Annotated in this window: 18 protein-coding genes; 17 read left to right on the top strand and 1 reads right to left on the bottom strand. The window is 53.9% G+C overall.

The window, feature by feature from the left end; all coding sequences use genetic code 11:
- Window positions 1-231 precede the first annotated feature (231 nt).
- From L888_RS0100790 to L888_RS0100760, 7 genes are all read left to right on the top strand, one after another.
- Window positions 232-1,662 carry a TolC family protein gene (locus L888_RS0100790; RefSeq protein ID WP_027951479.1) on the top strand — a complete coding sequence of 477 codons (1,431 nt, stop codon included), beginning with the start codon at window positions 232-234 and terminating at the stop codon, window positions 1,660-1,662.
- Between the two features lie 23 nt (window positions 1,663-1,685).
- A complete protein-coding gene (locus L888_RS0100785) occupies window positions 1,686-2,759 on the top strand; it encodes an efflux RND transporter periplasmic adaptor subunit (protein ID WP_005843978.1) in 1,074 nt (357 codons plus the stop codon).
- A 10-nt stretch (window positions 2,760-2,769) separates the two neighbouring features.
- Window positions 2,770-5,967 (top strand): efflux RND transporter permease subunit, encoded by a 3,198-nt coding sequence (locus tag L888_RS0100780; RefSeq protein WP_027951478.1) that lies wholly within the window; start codon window positions 2,770-2,772, stop codon window positions 5,965-5,967.
- 275 nt (window positions 5,968-6,242) lie between these two features.
- Complete coding sequence (locus L888_RS0100775) at window positions 6,243-7,169, top strand: magnesium transporter CorA family protein (RefSeq protein ID WP_005843982.1); 927 nt, start codon at window positions 6,243-6,245, stop codon at window positions 7,167-7,169.
- Between the two features lie 198 nt (window positions 7,170-7,367).
- Window positions 7,368-9,245, top strand: coding sequence for a DUF349 domain-containing protein (locus L888_RS0100770; RefSeq protein WP_027951477.1), 1,878 nt, complete (start codon window positions 7,368-7,370; stop codon window positions 9,243-9,245).
- Window positions 9,246-9,633: 388 nt separating this feature from the next.
- Window positions 9,634-10,353, top strand: coding sequence for an HAD family hydrolase (locus L888_RS0100765; RefSeq protein WP_044248294.1), 720 nt, complete (start codon window positions 9,634-9,636; stop codon window positions 10,351-10,353).
- A gap of 49 nt (window positions 10,354-10,402) precedes the next feature.
- Window positions 10,403-11,077, top strand: coding sequence for a Crp/Fnr family transcriptional regulator (locus L888_RS0100760; RefSeq protein WP_044248293.1), 675 nt, complete (start codon window positions 10,403-10,405; stop codon window positions 11,075-11,077).
- Window positions 11,078-11,097: 20 nt separating this feature from the next.
- Here the strand turns inward: L888_RS0100760 and L888_RS0100755 are convergent, their stop codons facing one another.
- Window positions 11,098-11,457 carry a DUF488 domain-containing protein gene (locus L888_RS0100755; protein ID WP_005843989.1) on the bottom strand — a complete coding sequence of 120 codons (360 nt, stop codon included), beginning with the start codon at window positions 11,455-11,457 and terminating at the stop codon, window positions 11,098-11,100.
- Between the two features lie 211 nt (window positions 11,458-11,668).
- On the opposite strand from L888_RS0100755, the gene L888_RS0100750 reads away from it, so the two are divergent.
- From L888_RS0100750 to L888_RS14360, 10 genes are all read left to right on the top strand, one after another.
- Window positions 11,669-12,643 (top strand): methylenetetrahydrofolate reductase, encoded by a 975-nt coding sequence (locus tag L888_RS0100750; RefSeq protein ID WP_027951473.1) that lies wholly within the window; start codon window positions 11,669-11,671, stop codon window positions 12,641-12,643.
- Entirely contained in the window at window positions 12,625-13,770 is a 1,146-nt protein-coding gene (locus tag L888_RS0100745; RefSeq protein WP_027951472.1) for a DNA polymerase III subunit, read from the top strand. Before L888_RS0100750 ends, L888_RS0100745 begins: the two co-directional genes overlap by 19 nt.
- Window position 13,771: 1 nt before the next feature.
- Window positions 13,772-15,076 carry a PSP1 domain-containing protein gene (locus L888_RS0100740; protein WP_027951471.1) on the top strand — a complete coding sequence of 435 codons (1,305 nt, stop codon included), beginning with the start codon at window positions 13,772-13,774 and terminating at the stop codon, window positions 15,074-15,076.
- Window positions 15,073-15,531 (top strand): gliding motility lipoprotein GldH, encoded by a 459-nt coding sequence (locus L888_RS0100735; RefSeq protein WP_005843996.1) that lies wholly within the window; start codon window positions 15,073-15,075, stop codon window positions 15,529-15,531. The genes L888_RS0100740 and L888_RS0100735 overlap by 4 nt, the downstream gene beginning before the upstream one ends.
- Before the next feature lie 255 nt (window positions 15,532-15,786).
- Window positions 15,787-16,752, top strand: a complete 966-nt coding sequence (locus L888_RS0100730) for an NAD-dependent epimerase/dehydratase family protein (protein WP_044248292.1) — start codon at window positions 15,787-15,789, stop codon at window positions 16,750-16,752.
- Window positions 16,753-16,803: 51 nt separating this feature from the next.
- Window positions 16,804-17,475 carry a DUF4422 domain-containing protein gene (locus L888_RS0100725; RefSeq protein ID WP_027951469.1) on the top strand — a complete coding sequence of 224 codons (672 nt, stop codon included), beginning with the start codon at window positions 16,804-16,806 and terminating at the stop codon, window positions 17,473-17,475.
- Window positions 17,476-17,563: 88 nt separating this feature from the next.
- Window positions 17,564-19,006, top strand: a complete 1,443-nt coding sequence (locus tag L888_RS13820; RefSeq protein WP_052323265.1) for a beta-1,6-N-acetylglucosaminyltransferase — start codon at window positions 17,564-17,566, stop codon at window positions 19,004-19,006.
- A 16-nt stretch (window positions 19,007-19,022) separates the two neighbouring features.
- Window positions 19,023-19,682 (top strand): hypothetical protein, encoded by a 660-nt coding sequence (locus L888_RS0100715; protein ID WP_027951468.1) that lies wholly within the window; start codon window positions 19,023-19,025, stop codon window positions 19,680-19,682.
- 54 nt (window positions 19,683-19,736) lie between these two features.
- A complete protein-coding gene (locus tag L888_RS0100710) occupies window positions 19,737-22,235 on the top strand; it encodes a hypothetical protein (protein ID WP_156924965.1) in 2,499 nt (832 codons plus the stop codon).
- 484 nt (window positions 22,236-22,719) lie between these two features.
- Window positions 22,720-23,508, top strand: coding sequence for a cysteine peptidase family C39 domain-containing protein (locus L888_RS14360; RefSeq protein WP_156924964.1), 789 nt, complete (start codon window positions 22,720-22,722; stop codon window positions 23,506-23,508).
- The last annotated feature ends 30 nt before the right edge of the window (window positions 23,509-23,538 follow it).

Below are 23,538 nucleotides of genomic sequence, written 5' to 3'. Positions count from 1 at the left end.
ACCTGGCTCATCCTTGGCAAAGCATCCGCCCATCTCCTTTCCTCAACCCCATTTTAGCAAAATAAAGAGCACGTATATTAACAAAGATTAAATTATAATTAATATTCCTCTGGAAACTTATCGAATCGAAAGAAAGGCGTTACCTTTGCATAGTTTCCAATGGAACGCAAGTTGAAATGGCCTTTGAATCAAGGCAAACACGTCTTCAAATCATTATAAATACGTCTTCAAATGAGTAACAGAAAGGATTTAAAACGACAGGGCAAATGCTTCGCGGAACACATTGCTGCGCTTGGGCGCGGCATCAGCTGGCAGTTGCCCGTCATTGTGGCAGCAGCGTTGGCAAGTCCAACGGCTACCGTTTCCCAATCGACAGCGGCAGCAACCCTGCTGGAAAAAACCGCCTCCCGGCCAGTTGACTACCTCTCCATAGATGCAGCAGTCGGCGCAGCCGTGCAAAACAGCCCGCAAGTCAAGATTGCCGACTGGGAGCACAAGATTGCATCTGCCAACTACCAGCAGACCCATGCCGTGTATCTGCCACAGGTCAGCGTGGGCTACCAAGCTGTTGCAACCAACAATCCGCTCAACGCCTTTGGCTTCTTGCTGCAACAAGGCACGGTCACCGCACAGGATTTTGCCCCTGACCACCTGAACCATCCAGGAGCGACGCAAAACTTCGGAGCATCGATCGACACCCGTGTGCCCCTCCTCAATCTCGACATGACCTATGCCCGCAAGGGCGCCCGGCTACAGCAGGACGTGCTTTTGCACCGTCTGGCCTACACCAAATCCTACCTCACATTCCAAACCCGCAAGGCCTACACGCAGCTGCAATTCGCTTATCGGCTGCGAAACATCCTACGGTCAACACTGGACGACATCAAGCAGATTCAACAATCCGTCGCCCATTTCTACGAGCAGGGGCTGGCCCAACGCTCCGATCTGCTCAACGCCCAGGTACAAGTCAGTGCCATAGAGAGCGCATTGGCCCAGGCAGATAGCAACATTGAGAATGCCTCACAAGCACTTCACCTGCTCATGGGCCACGACTCCAGCGAAACGCAACTCTACGTCGTGGACTCATTGGCACAAGTTTTCGGGGGCACTGCCCCAACGACACTGTCGTCCCTGCGTCCGGATCTCATGGCCATGGGCACAGCCGTCAAGGCTTCACGCATGATGGAGAAGTCAACTATCATGGCCCTGCTCCCGAAGATAAATGCCTTTGGAAGCTACCAACTGAACGACTCCAAGGCGTTCGGATTCCACAAAGACTCGTATCTTGCCGGCATCTCCCTCACCTGGAATCTCTTCTCGGGCTATCAGAACATGGGCAAAATTCGGGGCGCCCGTCTCACCACATCCAAGCTGCAGCAAGAGATGAAGCTGCTGACAGACGAAAGCCGGCTGCAAATAGACAAAGCCACCCGCGAGCTCAGGGATCGCCAAATCGAAATCAACAAGCACCAATCCAGCGTTGCACAAGCCGACGAAGCCCTGCGCATCCTCAACAATCGCTATCATGAGGGACTCTCAAGCACCACCGACTGCCTCTCGGCCCAGGCCCAACTTTCGCAACAACGCATGGCCCTCGCCCAGGCCGTCATGGCTTACAACATCACCAAATACCATCTGGAGCTCCTCACCTCCGACCACTAACTCATCAAAAAAGCAACATCCATATGAAATTTCACCATCTCTTCATGGCTGCAACACTCGCCGCGCTGACCTCGTGTTCCGAGCGAAACCCGCAGTCATCCACCGAAACGCCCATCCGTGTACGCACCTATTTCCCCGCCATCAGCCACGAGGGCGAGTTGCTCGTCAGTGGAACAGTGTCGGCCCGACAGACAGCTGTCATCAGTACTAAGGTAATGGGCAGCATCGAGAAAATCCATATCAGGCAGGGCGACCACGTGCGCCAAGGCCAGACCTTAGCCACCATCAACAGCGGCGACCTCAAGGCCAAGGAGGCGCAAGCCCAAGCCATGATTGCCGAGGCAAGGGCCGCGGCCCACGATGCAGAGAAAGACCACCAGCGTTACCAGACCCTCCACACCCAAAAGAGTGTCTCCGACAAGGAGTTGGAGAACGTGGCCCTGCGTGCAGCATCGGCCCGAGCCCGGCTGCAAATGGCACGCCAGGGGCTGAACGAGGTGCGGGCCATGCTCGCTTATGCCCGCATCCGCGCACCTTTTTCGGGCACCGTGACCCAGAAAATGGTAGACGAGGGAACCATTGCCAACCCCGGAATGCCCTTGCTGGCCATCGAGCAATCGGGCGAACTCAACGTTACGGCTGCCATTCCAGAGAGCTACATCACCCGGGTGAAACCAGGCGACAAGGTTCGCGTGGAGGTCAAAGCCGCGGGATTGACGGCAGACGGCACCGTGAGCGAGCTGAGTCCGTCGGCGGCAATGACCGGCGGACAGTATGCCATGAAAGTGTCGATTCCGCAAGTAGACCGACAAAAACTGCGGGCGGGCATGTATGCCGGCGTACGCCTGGCGGGCAAAAGCTCGTCTGACGGCACGGCCCAGATATGGATTAACCGGTCTTCCGTCGTCACGAAAGACCAGCTCACCGGGGTCTATGTCGTGGGCAACGACAATCGGGCCGTGCTCCACTGGGTTCGTCTGGGGCAGGCGTCGGGCGACCGTCAGGCGGTGCTCTCCGGCCTGAAGCCGGACGACCGCATCATCGAAGCCGGCCATGCACGGCTCTACAACGGACAGAAAGTCTCATTTGCCAACTAAACACGCCACTATGGAACAAGGAATTTCTGGAAGAATGGCCAAGGCATTCATCACCTCCAAGCTCAGCGTGCTCTTGGTATTTGCGTTTCTTCTGCTGGGTTTGTTCAGCATTTACTTCATCCCGCGCGAGGAGGAGCCACAGATAGAAGTGCCCATGGCCGACATCATGGTTGGCTATCCCGGTGCCTCGCCCCAGGAGGTGGAGTCGGCTCTGATACGTCCCATGGAGAAGATGCTGTCCAACATCAAGGGCGTGGAGCACGTCTACTCCACCGCCATGAACGGCCAAGGCATGCTCACGGTGCAGTTCTTGGTAGGCGAAGACACCGAACGCTCGCTCGTCAAGCTCTACAATGAGCTCATGAAAAACATGGACCGCATGCCCCAGGGAGCCACGATGCCGCTGGTTAAATCGAGAACCATCGACGACGTGCCGGCCCTCAGCTTCACCCTGTGGAGCGACTCCATGGATGGTTACGCCCTGCGACAGGTCGCCGAAGTGGTGGCCAACGAAATCAAGAAGACACCCGACGTGGCACAGGTCAAGCTGATTGGCGGCCAGAGCCGCCAAATCAGGGTGCTGCCCGACAAGGGCAAGATGGCGGGCAGCGGGGTCGACATGGGTGTCGTGGCCCAAGCCCTGGAGGGTAACAATGTCCAGATGGAGAGCGGCCGGCTGCTCCATGCCGACCAAATCTACACGGTGCAGACCGGCAACTTCCTGGCCAACAAGGACGAGATTGGCCAGCTCATCGTGGGTTCCAACCAAGGGCAGCCCGTCTATCTGCATCAGATTGCCAGCATCGAGGACGGTGCCGAGAATCCCAGACAGTACGTGTCGTTCAGCTACGGAGCGGCCGACAGTCTGCGCACAGCCCACCCTGACGACTATACGGCCGTGACCATCGCCGTGGCCAAGACCCAAGGCGCGGACGCCATGACGCTGGCCGACCAGCTGACCGGCAAGATGGAGCGGCTCAAACAGACCGTCATCACCGATGACATACAGGTGGACATCACCCGAAACTACGGCGAAACGGCCTCGCACAAGGTGTCCGAACTGCTGCTCCACCTCCTGATAGCCATCGTGGCCGTGACGCTCTTCGTGATGCTGGCCATGGGTTGGCGCGGTGGCCTGGTGGTGTTTCTCTCGGTGCCCGTCACCTTTGCGCTGACACTATTTGCCTATTATTTCCTGGGCTACACGCTGAACCGCATCACGCTGTTTGCCCTGGTCTTCGTCACGGGCATCGTCGTGGACGACTCCATCGTCATTGCCGAAAACATGCACCGGCACTTCAAGTCGCGCCGCCTGTCGCCTCTCCGGGCAGCCATTTTCGCCATCGACGAGGTGGGCAACCCCACCATTCTGGCCACGCTGACCGTCATTGCCGCCGTGCTGCCCATGGCATTCGTATCGGGCATGATGGGGCCCTACATGAGTCCGATGCCCATTGGCGCCGCCATCGCCATGACTTTCTCGCTGCTCGTCGCCCTGACACTGACACCCTACTTCGGTTACAAGTTCCTGAGATTCAAGGAGCGGGGAGAGGAGCAGCCAGAGGATGCCGATGACACACAGCCGCGCCACACCCGTATCTACGCTCTCTACGGCAAGGTCATCAGTCCTTTTCTCGAAGGCCGCCGCCGCCGATGGGCCTTCATGCTGGTGCTCACAGCCGTACTCTTGGGCTCGTTCGCGCTGTTCTTCACCAAGTCGGTGCCGGTCAAGATGCTGCCTTTCGACAACAAGAACGAGTTCCAGATTGTCGTTGACATGCCCGAGGGCACTACATTGGAGTGCACGGCCGCCGTGGCCCGCGAACTGGGGCTCTGCGTGGGCCGCCATCCCATGGTGCGCAGCTACCAGACCTATGCGGGCACCTCTGCGCCCATCAGCTTCAACGGGCTCATTCGCCACTACGATTACCGGGCCGGAGACAACGTGGCCGACATTCAGGTGAACCTCGTGGACAAGGGCCGCCGCAGCCTGCAAAGCCACGACATTGCCAAGTCCATGCGCCCTTCGCTGCAAGCCATCGGCCGCAAGCATGGAGCAAACGTCAAGGTCGTTGAGGTGCCGCCCGGCCCACCGGTCATGTCCACCCTCGTGGCCGAGATCTACGGCCCCGATCTTCAGCAGCAGATACGGGTGGCCAGCCAGGTGAAAGACCTGCTGCAAGCCACGCCCCATGTGGTCGATGTGGACTGGAGCATAGAGGCCGACCAGCCCGAATACCGCTTCGTGGTGGACAAGGACAAGGCCATGAAGCTGGGCATTGCCGAAGCCCAGGTGGTGCGGCTGCTGCGTGGAGCCCTCTCGGGCATGCCGGCAGGCATCCTGCACCAGCCCTCCAGCGTGGAGCCAGTGGGCATCGTGCTGCAGCTGCCCGAACAGGAGCGGGCCGGCCTTGAAGACCTGCTGGCCCTAAAAGTGACGGGCGCAAGGGGCATGGGCGTGCCTGTTGGCGACCTCGTGAAGGTGGTGCCCACGGTGCGCGACAAGAGCATCTCGCGCAAGGATCAGCGGCAAGTGGTCTACGTCATGGCCGACGTGGCCGGCTCACTGGAAAGTCCCATCTACGCCATGGCCGACGTTTCCGACCGCCTCGCACAGGTGAAGCTGCCCGCGGGCTATGAGCTGCAGGAGACGTACACCAAGGAATTGGGCAACGAAGACCAGTTCTCGCTCAAGTGGGACGGCGAGTGGCAAATCACGCTGGAGGTGTTTCGCGACCTGGGGCTGGCCTTCCTTCTCGTGCTCATCATCATCTACATCCTCATTGTGGCCTGGTTCCAGAGCTTCACCACGCCGCTGGTCCAGCTGTCGGCCATCCCGCTGTCGCTCATCGGCATCGTTTTGGGGCACTGGATGATGGGGGCCTACTTCAGCGCGCCCTCGATGATTGGGTTCATTGCGCTGGCCGGCATCATGGTGCGCAACTCCATTCTGCTCATCGACTTCATCGACCTGCGGCTCGCTGCGGGCGTTGGCTTGAAACAGGCCATCATCGAGGCTGGGGCCGTGCGCACCACGCCCATCCTGCTCACAGCCGGCGGCGTGGTCATCGGGGCCGTCGTCATCCTCTTCGATCCCATCTTCCAAGGGCTGGCCATCTCGCTCATCGGCGGCACGATCACCTCTACCGTGCTCACGCTGATAGTGGTTCCACTGCTCTATTACAAGCAGAAGAAGCGCCACGCATAGCCCCTCCTCCATCTGCATGTGGGCCGTGTCCCAACCACCGGGACACGGCCCTCGTCGTGCCGTTCCACCCCATCCTGCACGCCATTCCACCGCAAACGGCCAAAAAACCACCAAAAGACTTGGCTTTGCAAGTTATTTTATTTAACTTTGCAGACACAAAATCAAAATTCTATTTATGGACGATTATCCGGCGGAAGACCAAGAATGTTAGCGTGAGGATACGGCTCTGCGAGCTCATCTCCACGGAAACTCTTTGATCAAGGAGATGAACAGCAATGAGAACATACTGGAATATTGAGAAGAACCTGAAGGCCATTCCCGAATGGCAACCCAATTGCTGGATTCAGGTGACTTGCCCTACGGACGAAGACCAGCTCGAACTGGTCGAGCGATACAACATCCCCGATTACTTCTTCAGCGACATCAGCGATACCGATGAGCGTGCGCGCTACGAGTACGACGACGGCTGGATGCTCATCATCCTGCGTATTCCCTACGTCAAGGAGATACGCAGCCGCACGCCTTACTCCACCGTTCCGCTGGGCATCATCCACAAACGCGACGTCACCATCACCGTCTGTTTCTACGAAACTAACATGATGATTGATTTCGTGAGCTTCCAGCAGAAGCGCGGCGAGGGCTTCACCGACTATGTGGACATGATTTTCCGCCTCTTTCTCTCCAGCGCCGTATGGTATCTGAAGCGGCTGAAGCAAATCAACGCCCTCATCGAGAAAGCCAAGCACAACCTTGACCACGAGGTGAACAACGAGAGCCTCATCGGCCTCTCACGGCTGCAGGACTCGCTTACCTACTTCATCACCTCCATCCGCGGCAACGAAAACCTGCTCCAAAAACTGAAATTCAAGCTGCAGGTGGACGAGTTGGACGCCGACCTCATCGAGGACGTGAACATTGAAATGACGCAGGCCCGCGAGACGACCAGCATCTACTCCGACATTCTGGAGTCGACAATGGACACCTATTCCAGTATCATCAACAACAACATGAACACCGTGATGCGCACGCTCACCTCGGTGACCATCATCATGATGTCGGCCACATTCATCGCCTCACTCTACGGCATGAACCTCGTGAACGGTATGGAGACCAGTCCGTGGGGCTTCAGCGTGGCCCTCGTCATCTCGTTCCTGGTGAGCGCACTCTGCTGGATCATCCTGCGTCACAAGCGGTTGTTGTAGGCCGCCGACCGTGTGCCACAGTGAATAATCTTGCCGGAAAAACCTAAAAAAACGCCAAATCGTTAGGTCTTTACGTTTTTTTTATCTAAGTTTGCACACTATAATTGAATCAAGCGAACGCCATTTCGGCCTGTTGGAAGCCCCGCAGTACGGCCGACATGGCACAGACAATCCGAATCATCAACTTAAAACAGTGAAATGATGGACTCTCAAGAGAACGCCCTCCAGCAGGGAATGGTAGAAGACGAGCAGAAGGCGGCCGAGCCTACTGCTGAAGTACAGAACGCGCAGACAGAGCCCACGGCACCGACAGAGCCAGTAGCCGAGGAGCCCGCAGCCGAGCCCCGCAAGGTCTACGGCTCCAAGCAGGAAGTGCTCGACCGCGTCAAAGAGATTGCCGCCAGCGTGGACAATCCCGACAAAGAAGAGGTGGAGCACCTCAAGTCGCTGTTCTACAGACTTCACGTGGCCGAGCGCGACCAGCAGCAAAAGGAGTATCTGGAGGCCGGGGGCGACCCCGAACACTACCAGGTGACGCCCGACGAGGCCGAAGAAACATTCAAGGCCGAGATGCAGATCATCAAAGAGAAGCGCGCCAAAGCGTTCCAGGAGCAGGAAGCCGAAAAGGAAGCCAACCTGAAGCGCAAGCTCGAAATCATCGACCAGATCAAGGGCATGGCCACCTCGCCCGAGGAAGCCAACAAGTCGTACAACGAGTTCAAGGCCCTGCAGCAGGAGTTCAAGGAGTTGAAAGCCGTGCCCGCCGAAAAGGCCAACGAGGTGTGGCGCACTTATCAGCTCTACGTGGAGCAGTATTACGACCTGCTCAATCTGAACCGCGAAGCCCGCGAATACGACTTCAAGAAGAATCTGGAATTCAAGACGCACCTGTGCGAAGAGGCCGAGAAACTCGACCAGGAGCCTGACGTCATCAGCGCCTTCCACCGGCTGCAGGAGCTTCATGCCCGCTATCGCGAGGCCGGCCCCGTGGCCAAGGAACTGCGCGAACAGATATGGGCGCGCTTCAAGGCGGCCAGCACCGTCATCAACAAGAAACACCAGCAGCACTTCGAGGCCCTGCGGGCCCGCGAGGAAGAAAACCTGAACAAGAAGACCGCGCTGTGCGAACAGGTGGAGGCCATCGCCCAGGAAGACAACAAAGGCGCTGCCGACTGGGAGCGCCACACCAAGGCCATCATCGCCATTCAGCAGGAGTGGAAGACCATTGGCTTCGCCCCGCACAAGATGAATGTGAAGATTTTCGAGCGTTTCAGGGCCGCATGCGACGGCTTCTTCAGCCGCAAGGCCGAGTTCTTCAAGGACATGAAGAGCCGTTTCGCAGAGAATGCAGCGAAGAAACGCGACCTCGTGGAGCGGGCCAAGGCCCTGAGCGATTCGACCGACTGGAAACAAACCGGCGACAAACTGGTGGCCTTGCAAAAGGAATGGAAGACCGTCGGCACCGTTCCCAAGAAACTCGGCGACCAGCTTTGGAACGAATTTCTCGCGGCATGCAACCACTTTTTCGAGGCCCGCAACAGTGCGCATGCCGGCACACGCAGCGAGGAGCACGCCAATCTGGACAAGAAACGCGGCATCGTGGCACAGCTGAAACAGCTGGCCGAGGACGCCGTCGAGGACGCCCAGGAGAAGGTGCAACAGCTGGTAGACGAGTACAACAAGGTGGGACACGTGCCTTTCAAGGAGAAAGACAAGATCTATAAAGAGTACCACGACGTGCTCGACAAGATTTACAACGACCTGCATGTCTCCGTGGCCCGCCGCCGTCTGGACAACTTCAAGAACAACCTGAAGAACGTGGCGCGCCGCGGCGAGGAGGCCGTCGACAGCGAGCGCGCCCGTCTGATGCGCCGCTACGAGCAGCTCAAGCAGGAGATTGTCACCTACGAGAACAACCTTGGATTCTTCAATGTCTCCAGCAAAAAGGGCAACAGCCTCGTCGACGAGATGAACCGCAAGGTGCAAAGACTCAAGGACGATGCCGAGTTGGTGCGCCAGAAGATCAAGGCCATCGACAGCCAGCCTACGGCCGAAGACGACCAACCGGAAGCCTAATCCCGCCCCACGGGACGCCACCATCATACGGGGCCGCGCCAATCGCAGAGCATTGGTGCGGCCCCGTTGCCGTGATGGATGGCCGCGAACACCGTGTCTTGCCGTAGGGGCCGGCCTCTCGGCAATGCCATCATATACCATTCGGGCAACCTTCATATACCACACGCCCCACCCTGCCGGCGCGACGGCCTTTTCATCACGCCGCAAACGCCGCGCGATTGCACCGTTTTCGCAACGTCTTTGCACCGTTTTCGCAGCGCGTCCACACCGTATTCACAACGCGATTGCGCCGCCATCGCCAGACGGCGGCTTTAAACAATATTAACGGCGAACCCCTACCGGAATCGCGGGAGAATGGCTAATTTTGCCAAACAAACGACAAATCACCATGCCACATTCCGCCAAACCTCCCCTCACGCCGGCCGACATCAGGCTCGTGGCTTTCGACGCCGACGACACGCTGTGGGACAACCAGAGCCACTTTGACCAGGTGGAGCGCGAGTATGCCCACATCCTCTCGGCCTACGGAACGCCCGACGACGTGTCGGGCGCACTCTATGACGTGGAGACGGCCAACATGCCCCTGCTGGGTTATGGCTGCAAGGCTTTCACGATTTCGCTCGTGGAGAATGCCGTGCGCTTCAGCCACGGGCAGATTGCAGCCGCCGACGTGCTGAAGATTGTGGAGCTGGGCAAGTCGATTCTCGTGCAGCCCGTCCCGCCCCTGCCCGGTGTGGAAGAGACGCTGCAGGCCCTGCGCCAGCGCGGGCGGTATAAAATGGTGGTGTTCACCAAGGGCGAATTGCTCGACCAGCAGGCCAAGCTCGTGCGGTCGGGACTGGGCAATTGGTTCGACGACATTGTGGTGGTGAGCGACAAAACACGCAACGAATACACCAAGCTCTGCAACATTTTCGACACCGACATCGGCCATCTGCTCATGGTGGGCAACTCGTTTCGGTCGGACATTGAGCCGGTGTTGCAGCTCGGCGGCTATGCCGCACACATCCCTTTTGAGAAGACATGGCAGCACGAGCAGACGGAGGAATACGACCATCCGCACCTTGTGCGCCTCGGCCGCTTCGCCCAACTCGCCCGCCTGTTATAACCCAACCGACCGGACAGACGGGGCACAGACGCGACCGCCCGGCCCATCAATGAATATGGAAGAGAAAGTTTTGAAAGCCCTCGCCCGCTGCCCCCTCTTCGGAGGCATGGGCGCACTCGAGATAGAAATGAGCATGAGCGGCTGCAACTACCGGCTCGTTCGCTTCGACCACCACGACATTTATGCGCTGGCGGGCATGCCTTGCAAGACGGCCGACATCGTGGTGAGCGGCACGCTGGTGTGCCGCATGTCGTCGCTCTCGGGCAAGCAGGTGGAGGTGAGCCGGCTGCAGGCCGGCGAAATCGTGGCCCCGGCCTTCATCTTCGGCAATGACAGCGAATTGCCCGTCAGCGTGGAGACCGAGGAAGAAACGGTGGTGCTGAGAATGCAGAAGCCGGAGTTCCGCACGCTCATCGGCAGCGACGAGCGCATTCTCACCAACTTTATCCGCGTGCTTTCCAACATCGACATCTTCCTTACCCGCCGCATCAAGGTGCTCAGCCTGTTCACCGTGCGCGAGAAAGTGGCCTGGATGCTGCTCGAGCAGGCGGGCGAACAGGGCACAAACACCATTCACCTGACCCGCTCGCGCCAGGAAATCGCCGACTCGTTCGGCATTCAGAAGTTCTCGTTGCTCCGTGTGCTTTCCGACTTTCAGAAAGAGGGGGCCATCCGTGTGGCCGGTCGGGAAATCACCATCCTCAACCGCAGCAAGATGAAGTAACCGGTCGGGGCGTGCTTTCCTTACTTGGCAAGCACGTCGTGCAGCACCTGAGCCAGCACCACGGCATTGTTGTGCTGCTCGTCTCTGGCACTGAACAGGAGGGTCACCACCTCGTGGCGGCCCAGCTCGGCGGCCAGACCGGCGAGGGCGGCATTGCCCCGCAGCTCGGCCGCATAGCGGCGGGCGAACTCGGGAAAGCGGTCGGGCACGTGGGCAAACCACTTGCGCAGCTCCGTGGACGGGGCGAGCTGCTTGTCCCAAAGGTCGATGGCGGCCTCTTCTTTCTTGAGCCCCCGGGGCCACAAACGGTCCACAAGGATGCGGTATCCATCGGTCGCGGCGGCCGGAAGATACACGCGTTTCAGCTTCAACTCTTTCATCTTCCCTGATTTAATGATGACTTTTCGTCGTTGGTATGCTACATGCAAAGTTAGCGGTTTATGGCTAAACGGCAGGGCACAACCGCAGTCTCGGCACGTTAAATATCGCTAAATCTATTTTCGCGGCGGCCACGAGTTTTTCGTGTCAAGGCCCGACGATTGGAGATTTTTTTGCTAACTTTGTAGCCAGATACACCTGAACAGGGATCGCATGAAAGTCATTGATTTAATAAACGACGATAAACATGGGCAGAGTTTCTCCATCGAGGTGTTGCCGCCCCTCAAGGGCAACGGCACCGAGGCGCTGTTTCGCAACCTCGACAAGATGAAGGAACTGAACCCCATTTACATCAATATCACCACACACCACAGCGAATACGTGTACCGAGAACTGACCAATGGGCAGTTCGAGCGGCTGCGCATCCGCCGTCGTCCGGGCACCATTGCCATCGCCGCCGCCATTCAGCAACGCTACGACATCCCCGTGATACCCCACGTGATATGCAGCGGAGCCACCCGCGAGGACATTGAATACGAACTCATCGACCTGCAATTTCTGGGCATCTCCAACCTGCTCTTGCTGCGCGGCGACAAGGCCAAGGAGGACCGTATGTTCACGCCCACGCCCAACGGCCACGCCCACACCACGGAGCTGATGGAGCAGGTGAACAGGTTCAATGCGGGCTTTTTCGACGACGGCACCCCCATCAGGCACCCGGGCTCGACGTTCCACTACGGCGTGGCGGCCTATCCCGAGAAACACGAGGAGGCCCCCAACATGGAAATGGACATGGCCTATCTGAAGCAGAAACAGGACATGGGGGCCGACTATGCCGTGACGCAGCTGTTCTACGACAACCGTAAATTCTTCGAGTTTGTGGAGCGCGCACGGCAGATGGGCATCACCATACCCATCGTTCCGGGCATCAAGCCCTTTGCCAAACTCGACCAAATCAGTCAGGTTCCCAAGACCTTCCACTGCGACATGCCGCAGGAACTGGCTGCCGAGGCCGTGAAATGCCGGACCGACGCCGACGCCAAGGCACTGGGCATTGAGTGGACGACGGAGCAGTGCCGCGGACTCTTCGCAGCCGGAGTACGCCATATTCACTTCTACACGGTGTCGGCCGTCGACAGCGTAGTAGCCATAGCCCAACAGCTCATGCCATGCAGTTCAGCGAAGTAATAGGACAACAAGAGGCTGCGGACAGGCTGTTGCAGCTTGTCGAGGAGGGGCGCGTGCCCCACGCCCTGATGCTCACCGGCCCCATGGGCAGCGGCAAAATGGCACTGGCTCTGGCCTTTGCCTCCTACCTGTTGGGCGAGCGGCACGAGGGCAAGTCGCTGCTGCAAAACCCCGCGATGGTGGCCAATGCCGAGGCCATGCTGCGCAAATGGCAGCATCCCGACCTGCACTTCACTTTCCCTGTGATTCGTCCCAAGGGCACGTCGGGCGACCGCAAGATAGTGAGCGACGACTTTGCACGGGAGTGGCAGGAGCTGTTGAGCGAGGGCCCCTACTTCACGATGGACCAATGGATGCGGCGCATGAACGCCGAGAATCAGCAGGCAACCATCTACGAAGCCGAGAGCGACGCCCTGAACCACAAGCTCAACATGAAGTCGAGCCAGGGGGGATACAAGGTGAGTGTGGTGTGGCTGCCCGAGCGAATGAACCTGACCAGTGCCAACAAACTGCTGAAACTGCTGGAGGAACCGCCCCGGCAGACGGTGTTCCTGCTGGTTTCCGAGGAGCCCGAACAGCTGCTCGAGACCATCCGCAGCCGCGTGCAGCGGTTCGACATCCACCACATCGACACCGCCGACATCGCCCGCGCACTCGTCGGCCGGCGGGCCATCGGCGAGGAGGATGCCCGCCGCATCGCCCGCGCCGCCGCCGGCAACTGGCTCAAGGCACTCGAAGAACTCGATGCGGGCAACGAGAACAGGCAGTTCTTCGAGCTCTTCGTCATCCTCATGCGCAAGGCTTACATGAGGGACCTGCGCGAGCTGAAACAGTGGACGGAGACGGTCTACGGATTCGGCCGCGAGAAGCAGCGGCGCATGCTCACCTACTTCATGCGCATGGTGCGCGAGAATTTCATGTACAACTTCCGCCAGCCCGGCATCGTGTACATGACGCAGGAGGAGGAGGCGTTCGCCCGGAACTTCGCCCGGTTCATCAATGAGCGCAACGTCGTGGAGATAACCGACATGCTGCAACATGCCATCCGCGACATCATGCAAAACGCCAACGCGAAGATACAACTCTTCAACATGGCGATGAAAATGATTATATATTTAAGACGATAATATGAGAAACGGACAGATATGCACGGGCTGCGGCCGGGGGCTCAGCCATGCCGGCGTGGGCCGGCAGGACAGGCAGCTCAACACCTACGACTGGCTGGCCGACGTGCCCGGCAACGCAGACTCGACCGATCTGGTGGAGGTGCAATTCAAGAATACACGCAAGGGATACTATCACAATGTGAACAACCTCGACCTGAAAAAGGGCGACGTGGTGGCCGTGGAGTCGAATCCGGGACACGACATCGGCGTGGTGACCCTCACGGGGCGGCTGGTAAGGCTGCAAATCAAGAAAGCCAACCTGAAGTCGGCCGACGAAATTCGCCGCATCTACCGCGTGGCCAAGCCCGTGGATGTGGAGAAATACAAAGAGGCCAAAAGCCGTGAACACGGCACGATGATACAGAGCCGGCAGATCGCCAAAGACCTGGGACTGCAAATGAAAATAGGCGATGTGGAGTATCAGGGCGACGGCAACAAGGCCATCTTCTACTATATTGCCGACGAGCGGGTGGACTTTCGCCAGCTCATCAAGGTGTTGGCCGACACGTTCCACGTGCGCATCGAGATGAAGCAAATCGGCGCACGCCAGGAGGCGGGGCGCATTGGCGGCACGGGGCCCTGCGGCCGCGAGCTGTGCTGCGCCACGTGGATGAAAAACTTCTCCAGCGTTTCGACCAATGCCGCACGCATTCAGGACATCTCGCTCAACCCGCAGAAGCTGGCCGGCATGTGCGCCAAGCTGAAGTGCTGCCTGAACTATGAGGTCGACGAATACGTAGAAGCCAACCGCAAGCTGCCGCCGCGCGACATGGTGCTGCAAACGCAAGACAGCGAATACCACCTGTTCAAGACCGACATTCTCGCCGGCCTGTGCACCTACTCCACCGACAAGAACCTGGCCGCCAACCTGGAAACCATCACCGCCAAGCGCGCCAAGGAGATTATCGCCATGAATAAACAGGGCGACAAACCCCTCTCGCTGCTCGAAGACGACAAGGCTCGGCCCGTGAAAAAGTCGGTGGACCTGCTGGCCGACGCCGATGTGAGCCGCTTCGACAAGGCCAGGAAAAAGAAAAAAGGCAGCAATGCGCCCAAGCGCGGCGACCGGCGGCCGCACGACGCCCGCCCGCAAGGGCGCGAACAGCGTCGGGACAATAACCATACCGCCGGCGAGGAACGGCGTACCACCTACGGAAACCAGCGGACGGTCGGCGCAGACCATCGGCCTTACAACAGGGACCGTCGGCCTATGGACACGCCCAGACCCACCGCCGTCACCCCGCAAAAGCCGACACCCCAGGCATGAGAAAGCTGGCACTGATGGCTGGGAGCATCGTCGCGCTCTGCGCTGCCTGCACGGGCGGGAAAGTGTACGACAGCTACAACCACACGCCCATCGCCGGATGGGAGAAGACGGACACGCTCGCCTTCAATGTGCCGCGGCTGGCCGAGGGAGGGCTCTACGCCACCGATTTGGGGTTGCGCATCAACAACGCTTTCCCCTTTCTCAGCCTGACGCTCATCGTCGAACAGACCGTCTTCCCCTCCATGCAGCACCGCGCCGACACGCTCAACTGCCGTCTGATGGATGCCAAAGGCAATGCCCGCGGCCAGGGCGTGAGCTACTACCAGTATCATTTCCGCGTCTCGGAGCGTGCCCTCCAACCGGGCGACTCCCTGCACATCACCGTGCGCCACGACATGAAACGCGAAATCATGCCCGGCATCTCCGACGTGGGCATCGCCTTGACGAGGAAATAACAAGAGGGAAACCGAAAAACACCTACTTTATTTTTACATAAGCACAACAAAGAGGTGCCCGCTCCGTCATGGCTTCATCGACGAGAGACGGCCACCTCTTTTCACATTTCCCCCATGCTCCTACAAGTGCCTAAAAACGCTTACCACTTTCCCTATAACAACGACAAATATTATCAATTTAACAATATATAACCAAAAATAGTTTCGATTTATTATTTAATCGCCTATATTTACAACATTCCAAACTTAAAACATATGAAAAGAGACAGCAAGGAGAAGAAGATAGCTATAGTCGCAGGTGGTGCAGGCTTTATAGGGTCACATCTATGCGGACGACTTCTTACAGAGGGATATGCTGTCCGGGTCATCGACAACCTTTATACTGGTTCAGAAAACAATATCAGATCATACCAAGAACATCCCCGCTTCGAGTTCTTTCGTCACGACATTACCACACCATATCTATGCGATGACGCCTCAGTGATATTCAATCTTGCTTGTCCTGCTTCTCCATCAAAATATCAGCAAGACCCTATATTTACCACTCGGACATCCGTACTTGGAACACTGAACATGCTGGAATTGGCACGGCGAAACGACTGTGTCATGCTTCAAGCCTCGACCAGCGAAGTGTATGGCAATCCAAACGTGCATCCTCAAACCGAAAATTATCATGGATGTGTGAATCCTATCGGCCCCCGATCATGCTATGATGAGGGCAAGCGTTGTGCGGAAAGTCTTTGTATGGATTATTTTCGGCAATATGGAACAAAGGTCAAGATTTTCCGCATCTTCAATACATACGGCCCTAACATGGCCGTTGACGATGGAAAAGTAATGTCTAAGATGATAGTACAGGCCCTGTCCAGTCAACCACTTTCCATCCATGGCAACGGGCAACAAACCCGTTCGTTCATGTACGTCGACGACTTGATAGAAGCCATCATTCGCTTGGCCTCTACCCCCGACAGCGTCACCGGCCCTATAAACATAGGAAATCCCGATGAACGTTCCATTGAGAATTTGGCAAAAACCATCATAGCCAAGACTCATTCCACTTCAACCACAACACATCTCCCACTTCCTCCCGATGATCCTTGCCGTCGGTGTCCAGACATTTCTCTTGCCAAAGACACGCTAAACGACTGGCATCCCACAATAGGCATTGACGAAGGACTTCAACGCACCATTGACTATTTCAAAAGTCTTTTGGCGGATTGAGTTAAAAAGAATGGGGCACGCTCCAAACTACTCACCATTTATTTTCCGCGTATGAAAGAACTAACAATATGGCAAACCTATCATGAGGAAAGCCTGATAGAAAAATATCATCTACAAGAAAATGGTATCATACGGCTGTTTAATAGCAGCAACTTGCAAATAGAGGGGCAGCACATTAATCATCTGAACCCTTTCTATTCAGAACTTGTCACCATGTACTGGGTATGGAAGAATCAAGTAAAAAGTGAAAGAGTGGGCTTCTGTCACTATCGCAGGGTATTCAGCGGCATTCTTAACATTGCTCCAAGGCAATGCCAGGTCATGGCTATCAACAGAAACTTTCCGGTTGCTCAACACTACAAAAGCAGTCATAACTATCAAGACTACAACGATGCAATAGAAATACTGGACGCACAGTATGGCTTGGGCAATAAATATTCCATGTATTTATTGGAAGGTAGGATATTCATACCTTTCTGTTGCTTCATCATGCACTGGGAAGACTTCGACCAGCTGTGCAACTTTCTTTTTGCAACCCTTGGTAGCTATGACCAAATGCACCATTTGGACATGATGCCGGAGAGATATTTGGAAAAGGTAAAGAGAGACTTCAGATACGATAATGTGGACTATCAGCGCAGGGCTATCTCTTTCTTGGCCGAGAGACTGATAAGCTGTTTTATTGTGTGTGAAATGAAACCATTTTGCGTTTCTACACTGTAAATCAACAATTATGGTAATTCTACATTTATCATTAGAAACATACATTTTTATAATAATACTTTAGATTTGACATATTAAGTAAACTCCTATGAAGCAAGCGATAATAGTCTTAGCCCATAATGACATTCCTCTACTTATACATCTAATAGAATATTTTGATAGAGATTGTGACATCTTCATTCATATAGATAAAAGGATGCGTATTTCAAAGGCAGATATGGAAAAGATTAATTCTTTTCCACAAGTAGTTGTTGTGTATCAGAAATACGCTGTACATTGGGGCGGCTTCAGCATACTTAAAACTGAACTTTTTATGCTTCGAGAAGCGCACGACTTGAGCTCTGCACAAACATTTCACGTAATAAGCGGGCACGATTACCCAATAAAGCCCCTTAGCTGCTTCTTGGAATTCTTTGACAAGCATAGAGAATATAATTACATCACATTCGGAAGAGTAAAGACAGTAGGAACTGATTTTGACTCATATTATAGATATCAATATTATTTCCCATACGACTATGTGGATAATCTTCCAGCATTGAAAAATGCTTGTTTCAAGTGGATAAAACTACAAAGGAAATTACATATAAACAGAGGTTTCCCAACCCATTTTGACCGACTTTATTGTGGCTCTCAATGGTTCTCTATAACAAGAAGTGCTGTCCATCTCATTGTTAACTATACAGACAAACATAAGAGTTTCTATAGAAGGATGAGATTCACATTTGCTCCCGAAGAAACGTATTTTGTTACACTCCTATTGAACCTATGTGATTCAAACACCATAGTCAACAAAAATTTTCGCTTTATAAGGTGGCATAAAGAGAATGGTAATTCTCCTGCCAATCTGAACAAGGCGCATCTACATCTATTGGCAGAGACGAATGATTTTTTCGCAAGAAAGATTGTTTCTCCATATCATGAAGAGCTTGTTCCGCTCATTGACAAATACCTTCTAAAAAGTCCTCCAGTTTTATATAACAGAAAAGGATTTTTTGAATGTAATCTATTATCATGCTATTCATATGACCCTGGATTGACAGAGGCTATCTATAATTATTGCAATTGGCTTCCATGCTATGATGTGCTCGACGTTGGCTGTGGCCCGGGCTTTTATGTGGCTGCATTCCGTCGTCTTGGATTATTTGCATCAGGCTTTGATATCAATCCTTACACTGCAGAGTTGTCCGCATTATTACTACCGGACGGTGACTCCCCTTGCATCTGTGCTGATATTACGGAAAAAATTGATATTGATGATGATTTCGGTGTAGTCCTGTGCATAAATGTACTACAGCACATCTCTGAGTACGAGCACTACAAAAAGTCTATAGACAATCTATTATCCATAGTAAACAAGTCATTAGTAATAGCGTGGGACAAACAATTTGAGGAAAATTCAGATAGGAAATGTTTTCTTAATAACAGCCTGAAATTAAAAGGACTCATTGAAAATAGTTTTGCTACGGGATATTTCAAGCGGCTATCAAAGGCTATCGAGTATATACATGTATATGAAAAAGTAATATAACCAAAAATTATCAATTATGAAAATCAAAAACTACAGTCTGCATGATAAGGCAGCCATGCAATTTGTGAAAAGTGATGATGAAATCAGAATGAATGCCTCAGCTAACAATGATGCTAAGGGTACCGAGGAACATCCCTATGAACTGGGTGAATACATCACGCTATTCTTAAATGGAGAATGGGAAGGTGGCTACGTGTCTCCTGTCGGCTATATTAGCAAAGATCAAAGTTCCATCACTTTTCCATCTACGTCTGAATTTGATTGGGACCAATATTTTTCCAGCGTATTCGGTTTTCTCTCAAACTCTAATACTTACTCTTTCGATATATCCTCATCTTCATCTTCCACAAGCGAGACGAGCGACGAAACACAATCGTTTGATTACAACGCACAGATGGTAAATATTTCCGTTAGTATAGGTAGTGCGTGGTTTAATTTTAATATTTTAATAATGGGTAGAACTGCTATAATATCGGCCTCTGCAACAACTAGGGATAAAATAGAAAACGGAGAATTCCGATTGAAAGTTGATCATTGGACTATAGGACTATATATAGACTCTTCATCAACCATTGGTAACTATCAAAAATATAAATTTAAAAAAATCCATATTCCATATTCAGAAGATAAAGCTATATATCTTCTGGATACATATAACTCCATCAGAATACTCTGAACATAAATTTATGTCGTTATGTCGAGAACAAGTTGTTTATCCCTTGCTTTTTTTATGGCAGTGTCCGTTGGATACCAGACACACGCGGCAGACAATGATACATTGTCTGCCGTCATCAATAGTTTCTTCATGCAGTACCCACAAGAAAAGGTGTTTCTGCATTTTGACAACACGGCATACTATCTCCACGAAATTATATGGTGGAAAGCTTACCTACTACGCACGGATAACGACAGCCTCGGCAGTGCCAGTCGTGTGCTCTACGTAGAACTGATCGACCCCACGGGAGAAGTTCTCGAGACTAAGAAATGCTTGGTGGAAAATGGAGTATGCAATGGGGAGTTCATGCTCAACCGGTATACACAGTCGGGGCTCTATCAGGTGAGAGCCTACACGCGCAACATGCTTAATTGGGGCACCGACTGTTTGTTCTCAAGAGTGCTACCCATATTCAAACGACCGACAGAAGCGGGCAAATACTCCGAGAAGCCCGTCATTGACTATGCGATTTATTCGCCATCAACCAGCGACCCCAACAAAGTCTCATCCGACTTTTCACAATGCCATGTACTGTTTTATCCCGAGGGAGGACATCTTGTGGAGGGTCTGAAGAGCAAGGTTGCCTTTGAGGTGACCGGCATTGTGGGCCAAGATACGAAAGTGACTGGCTGGCTGAAAATAGGGGGAAAGCGGGAACGGCGTGTCACCATATTACGAGAAAATAGAGGCGTGTTTTCATATACGCCGTCCAAGAGCAAGGCAACCTTGGAATTCGTCTTTCCCAATGGTAAGACCCGATCGTTTGCTCTACCCAACGCAAAGTCTTCCGGATACACGCTAAGCACCGATGCGACACGAGCAGACAGGGTCACATGGGAAACAGGCATGACCTCCGGTCTCGACAATTTTTCTATCCAAACTCTGCTCATACATCATGGTAAAGCCCGAGCTGTGACCAGCCCGCTCATGCGTTCAAACATGCCAGCTGGATGCTCGCAGCTGGTGCTCATTGATGCTGCCGGCCAGGTGTTGTGCAGCCGTATGCTGTTCAACTACCCATCAAGCAGCATAGGGAGCATATCCGTAAACACTACGGACACAACCATATGGCCGGGCAAGCCGATGACACTCAACGTAGTGACGGAGCCCCATTCTTCGGTCTCGCTCTCCGTCTGCGATGCGGAGACACAATTGGCAGCCGACATGCACAACGCCGCCACGTGGTTTCTACTCTCAAGTGACCTCAAGGGATACATCCGCAATCCTGAGTATTATTTCGAGGCCAACGACAGTGCCCACCGTCAGGCGGCCGACCTACTGATGCTGACTCAAGGCTGGCGCAAGTATGAAGAGGAACATATGAGCAGTGTGAAGTCATGGAAAAAGACATACCCCGTAGAACGAGGACTACTCATAGACGGCCGATTGAAAGCCTACAACAAGCGTAGTTCCGTGAATGGAGCCAATCTCAAGATAACAATGCGCAGCCGCCTAGGCAGCGTGCTTTCAGGCGATGTCACGACAGACAGCACAGGATACTACGTTTTCACTGTACCCGACTGTTGGGGCGACTGGAACATGTTCATGAACACGACACTCAACGACAAGGCCAAACGCTACTATATCACTGTGGATCGCAACTTCTCGCCAACGGTGAACGTGCCGGCATGGAACACTCTGGGCTACGATGTTCCCATCGTTCCCGATTTCGACTTCACCTTGGACAAAGCCCACGTAGACAGCATTCCGATGGAACTTCGCACTCACTGGCTTGAACAACTCGACGTGGAGGCCAGACGGGTATGGAAGAGCCCGCGGGATTTCTGGGAGCGAGAGAGCCTGGGGGCCGCCCATGCCTCCATCAGGTACGACATGGTCAAGGCTGCCGACCTCGTTGCCGACCAAGGCGAGGAACCGCCGACTCTGGTGGAATGGCTGGAAAATAAGAATCCGCTTGTCGAGGGTTACGACAATATCACCGGCGAGTCCTGTGCAGAGAATGCCTATCAGAACATCTACGGAAACGGCCCGACCTATGGCGGCAAGGGAATCATGTGGATTGTAAACAACTGGTTTGTATGCGGAACCAGCATTGCAAATTTTGGTGCCAAGGATCCAGCCGACACGAAACGACTGGCTGTTGCCAATGTCTATATGCCATTCGACATCAGCAGCATCCGTTCCGTATACATCTCCACAGCCAAAGACGACTGGCGCAGGTTCATCTTTGCCCCACATCTCGAGGGGCGCGGCTACACAACCATCTTTGTCTATACTCACCATTTAGAAAAGATGCCCAAGGGGCTGCGTCACACCATTTTCAAAGGCTACGACATGCCCAACGACTACGCACAGATGATGCTATCAGATGACATCGGTGTCTCCAACAGCGACTACCGGCGTACGCTTTATTGGAATCCAAACGTCGAGCTTGATGAAACAGGGAAAGGAAACATCGGATTCAGAAACAACTCAACAAGCCGCCACATGACCATATCCGCCACAGGATTCACCCCAAGCGGCATGCCACTCATCTTCAAGTCTTGCCACTGAACATGACCTTTCCATAAATGTTTAATGTATTTAAGCAAACGTTCCAAGGGGGTGGGCGAGGGTGGCACACATGACAGGAATTTGAATGCCCTGCCGGACATACGGACCGGCACAGAGGCCACCCCCTACGCCAAAACCCATGCACACCATTTCATAGCGCCCGGCTTCCCGCCCCCCAGTTGGATGGTTCTCGTATCGCTGCAATGTTCTTTCCCAATTGTCTTGAGACCTTTGCAAGCCTGCAATGTTCACTTTCCGTTGTCTTGGACGAATTGACGGCCGTCGATGCTCACTTCCCGTTGTCTTGGACGAATTTCCTACGGGAAATGTTCACTTCCCATTGTCTTGAGCAAATTTCCTGCGGGAAATGTTCACTTCCCGTTGTCTTGAGCAAAATTCCGCGTTATTGCGAACAAACAGCATGGCTACCTGCTCATCAAGAAAGGAACACAATTGATAAGCAACATTTAATACGACAAAGAACATGACAACAAAAATCAAAAGGTATGCTGCTCAAAGTCAAAGTAACTCCAACGCAGCCAAGGGAACTCATCAAAACCCTTATTCAAAAAGTGAGTACGAAAGCATGTGTGATGCTGGCACATGGACTGGAGGACATGTAGAAGGGATGGGCTATGTCGGTGCCCAAGTAGAAATAATAGGTTCTTCCCATAGTTCGGGAAGCGATTCCGAAGATTCATACGACAGTTGGTCTGACCCTTTCGGAAGCTACTCTAACCCGTGGGCAAGTACATCATATGACACTCCTAAAGAGGAACAACCTCATCCGGGTCCCTCACAAGAGCCAGGTGCTCATTCCGAAACACAGATTATACAAGTAATAAATGGACACTCTCACGGCGGTGGCCCTCATGATAACACAGTCTTGCCTTCTGCTAATTTCAGAGGATACAAGGCAACAGACCCCTCTGGATGCCTCAACCGGTGTAAAGAGATGCTTTCTTCTGCCAACAGTCAACTAAGCGGAGAAGAAATCTGCATGGTGGGATTCAATAATAAAGGGCGTGTAACTGCTCCCTCTAAAAATGTCAACACAGGAATCTTGTATATCAACGAACAACTCAAATTGAAGCACCCCGTGATTGTCGCTGTTGACTACAAGCCAGGAACCTCATTAGGTTCAGGGCGTCAAGATCAGGCTGGTGACCATTTTGTAATTATAGTAGGGGGAGACGAACACAGAGGTTATCGATACTATGATCCTGCAACAGGGAATAGGATAGGGGTACTTCTCCCAACAATGTCTTTATAAGCCAAGATGGACTATTGAAAAGTACCAACA

The organism is Hallella seregens ATCC 51272 (assembly GCF_000518545.1).
Classification (GTDB): domain Bacteria; phylum Bacteroidota; class Bacteroidia; order Bacteroidales; family Bacteroidaceae; genus Prevotella; species Prevotella seregens.
The sequence above is the reverse complement of the archived record's forward strand: the minus strand, read 5'-3'. Positions and strand labels throughout refer to the sequence as shown.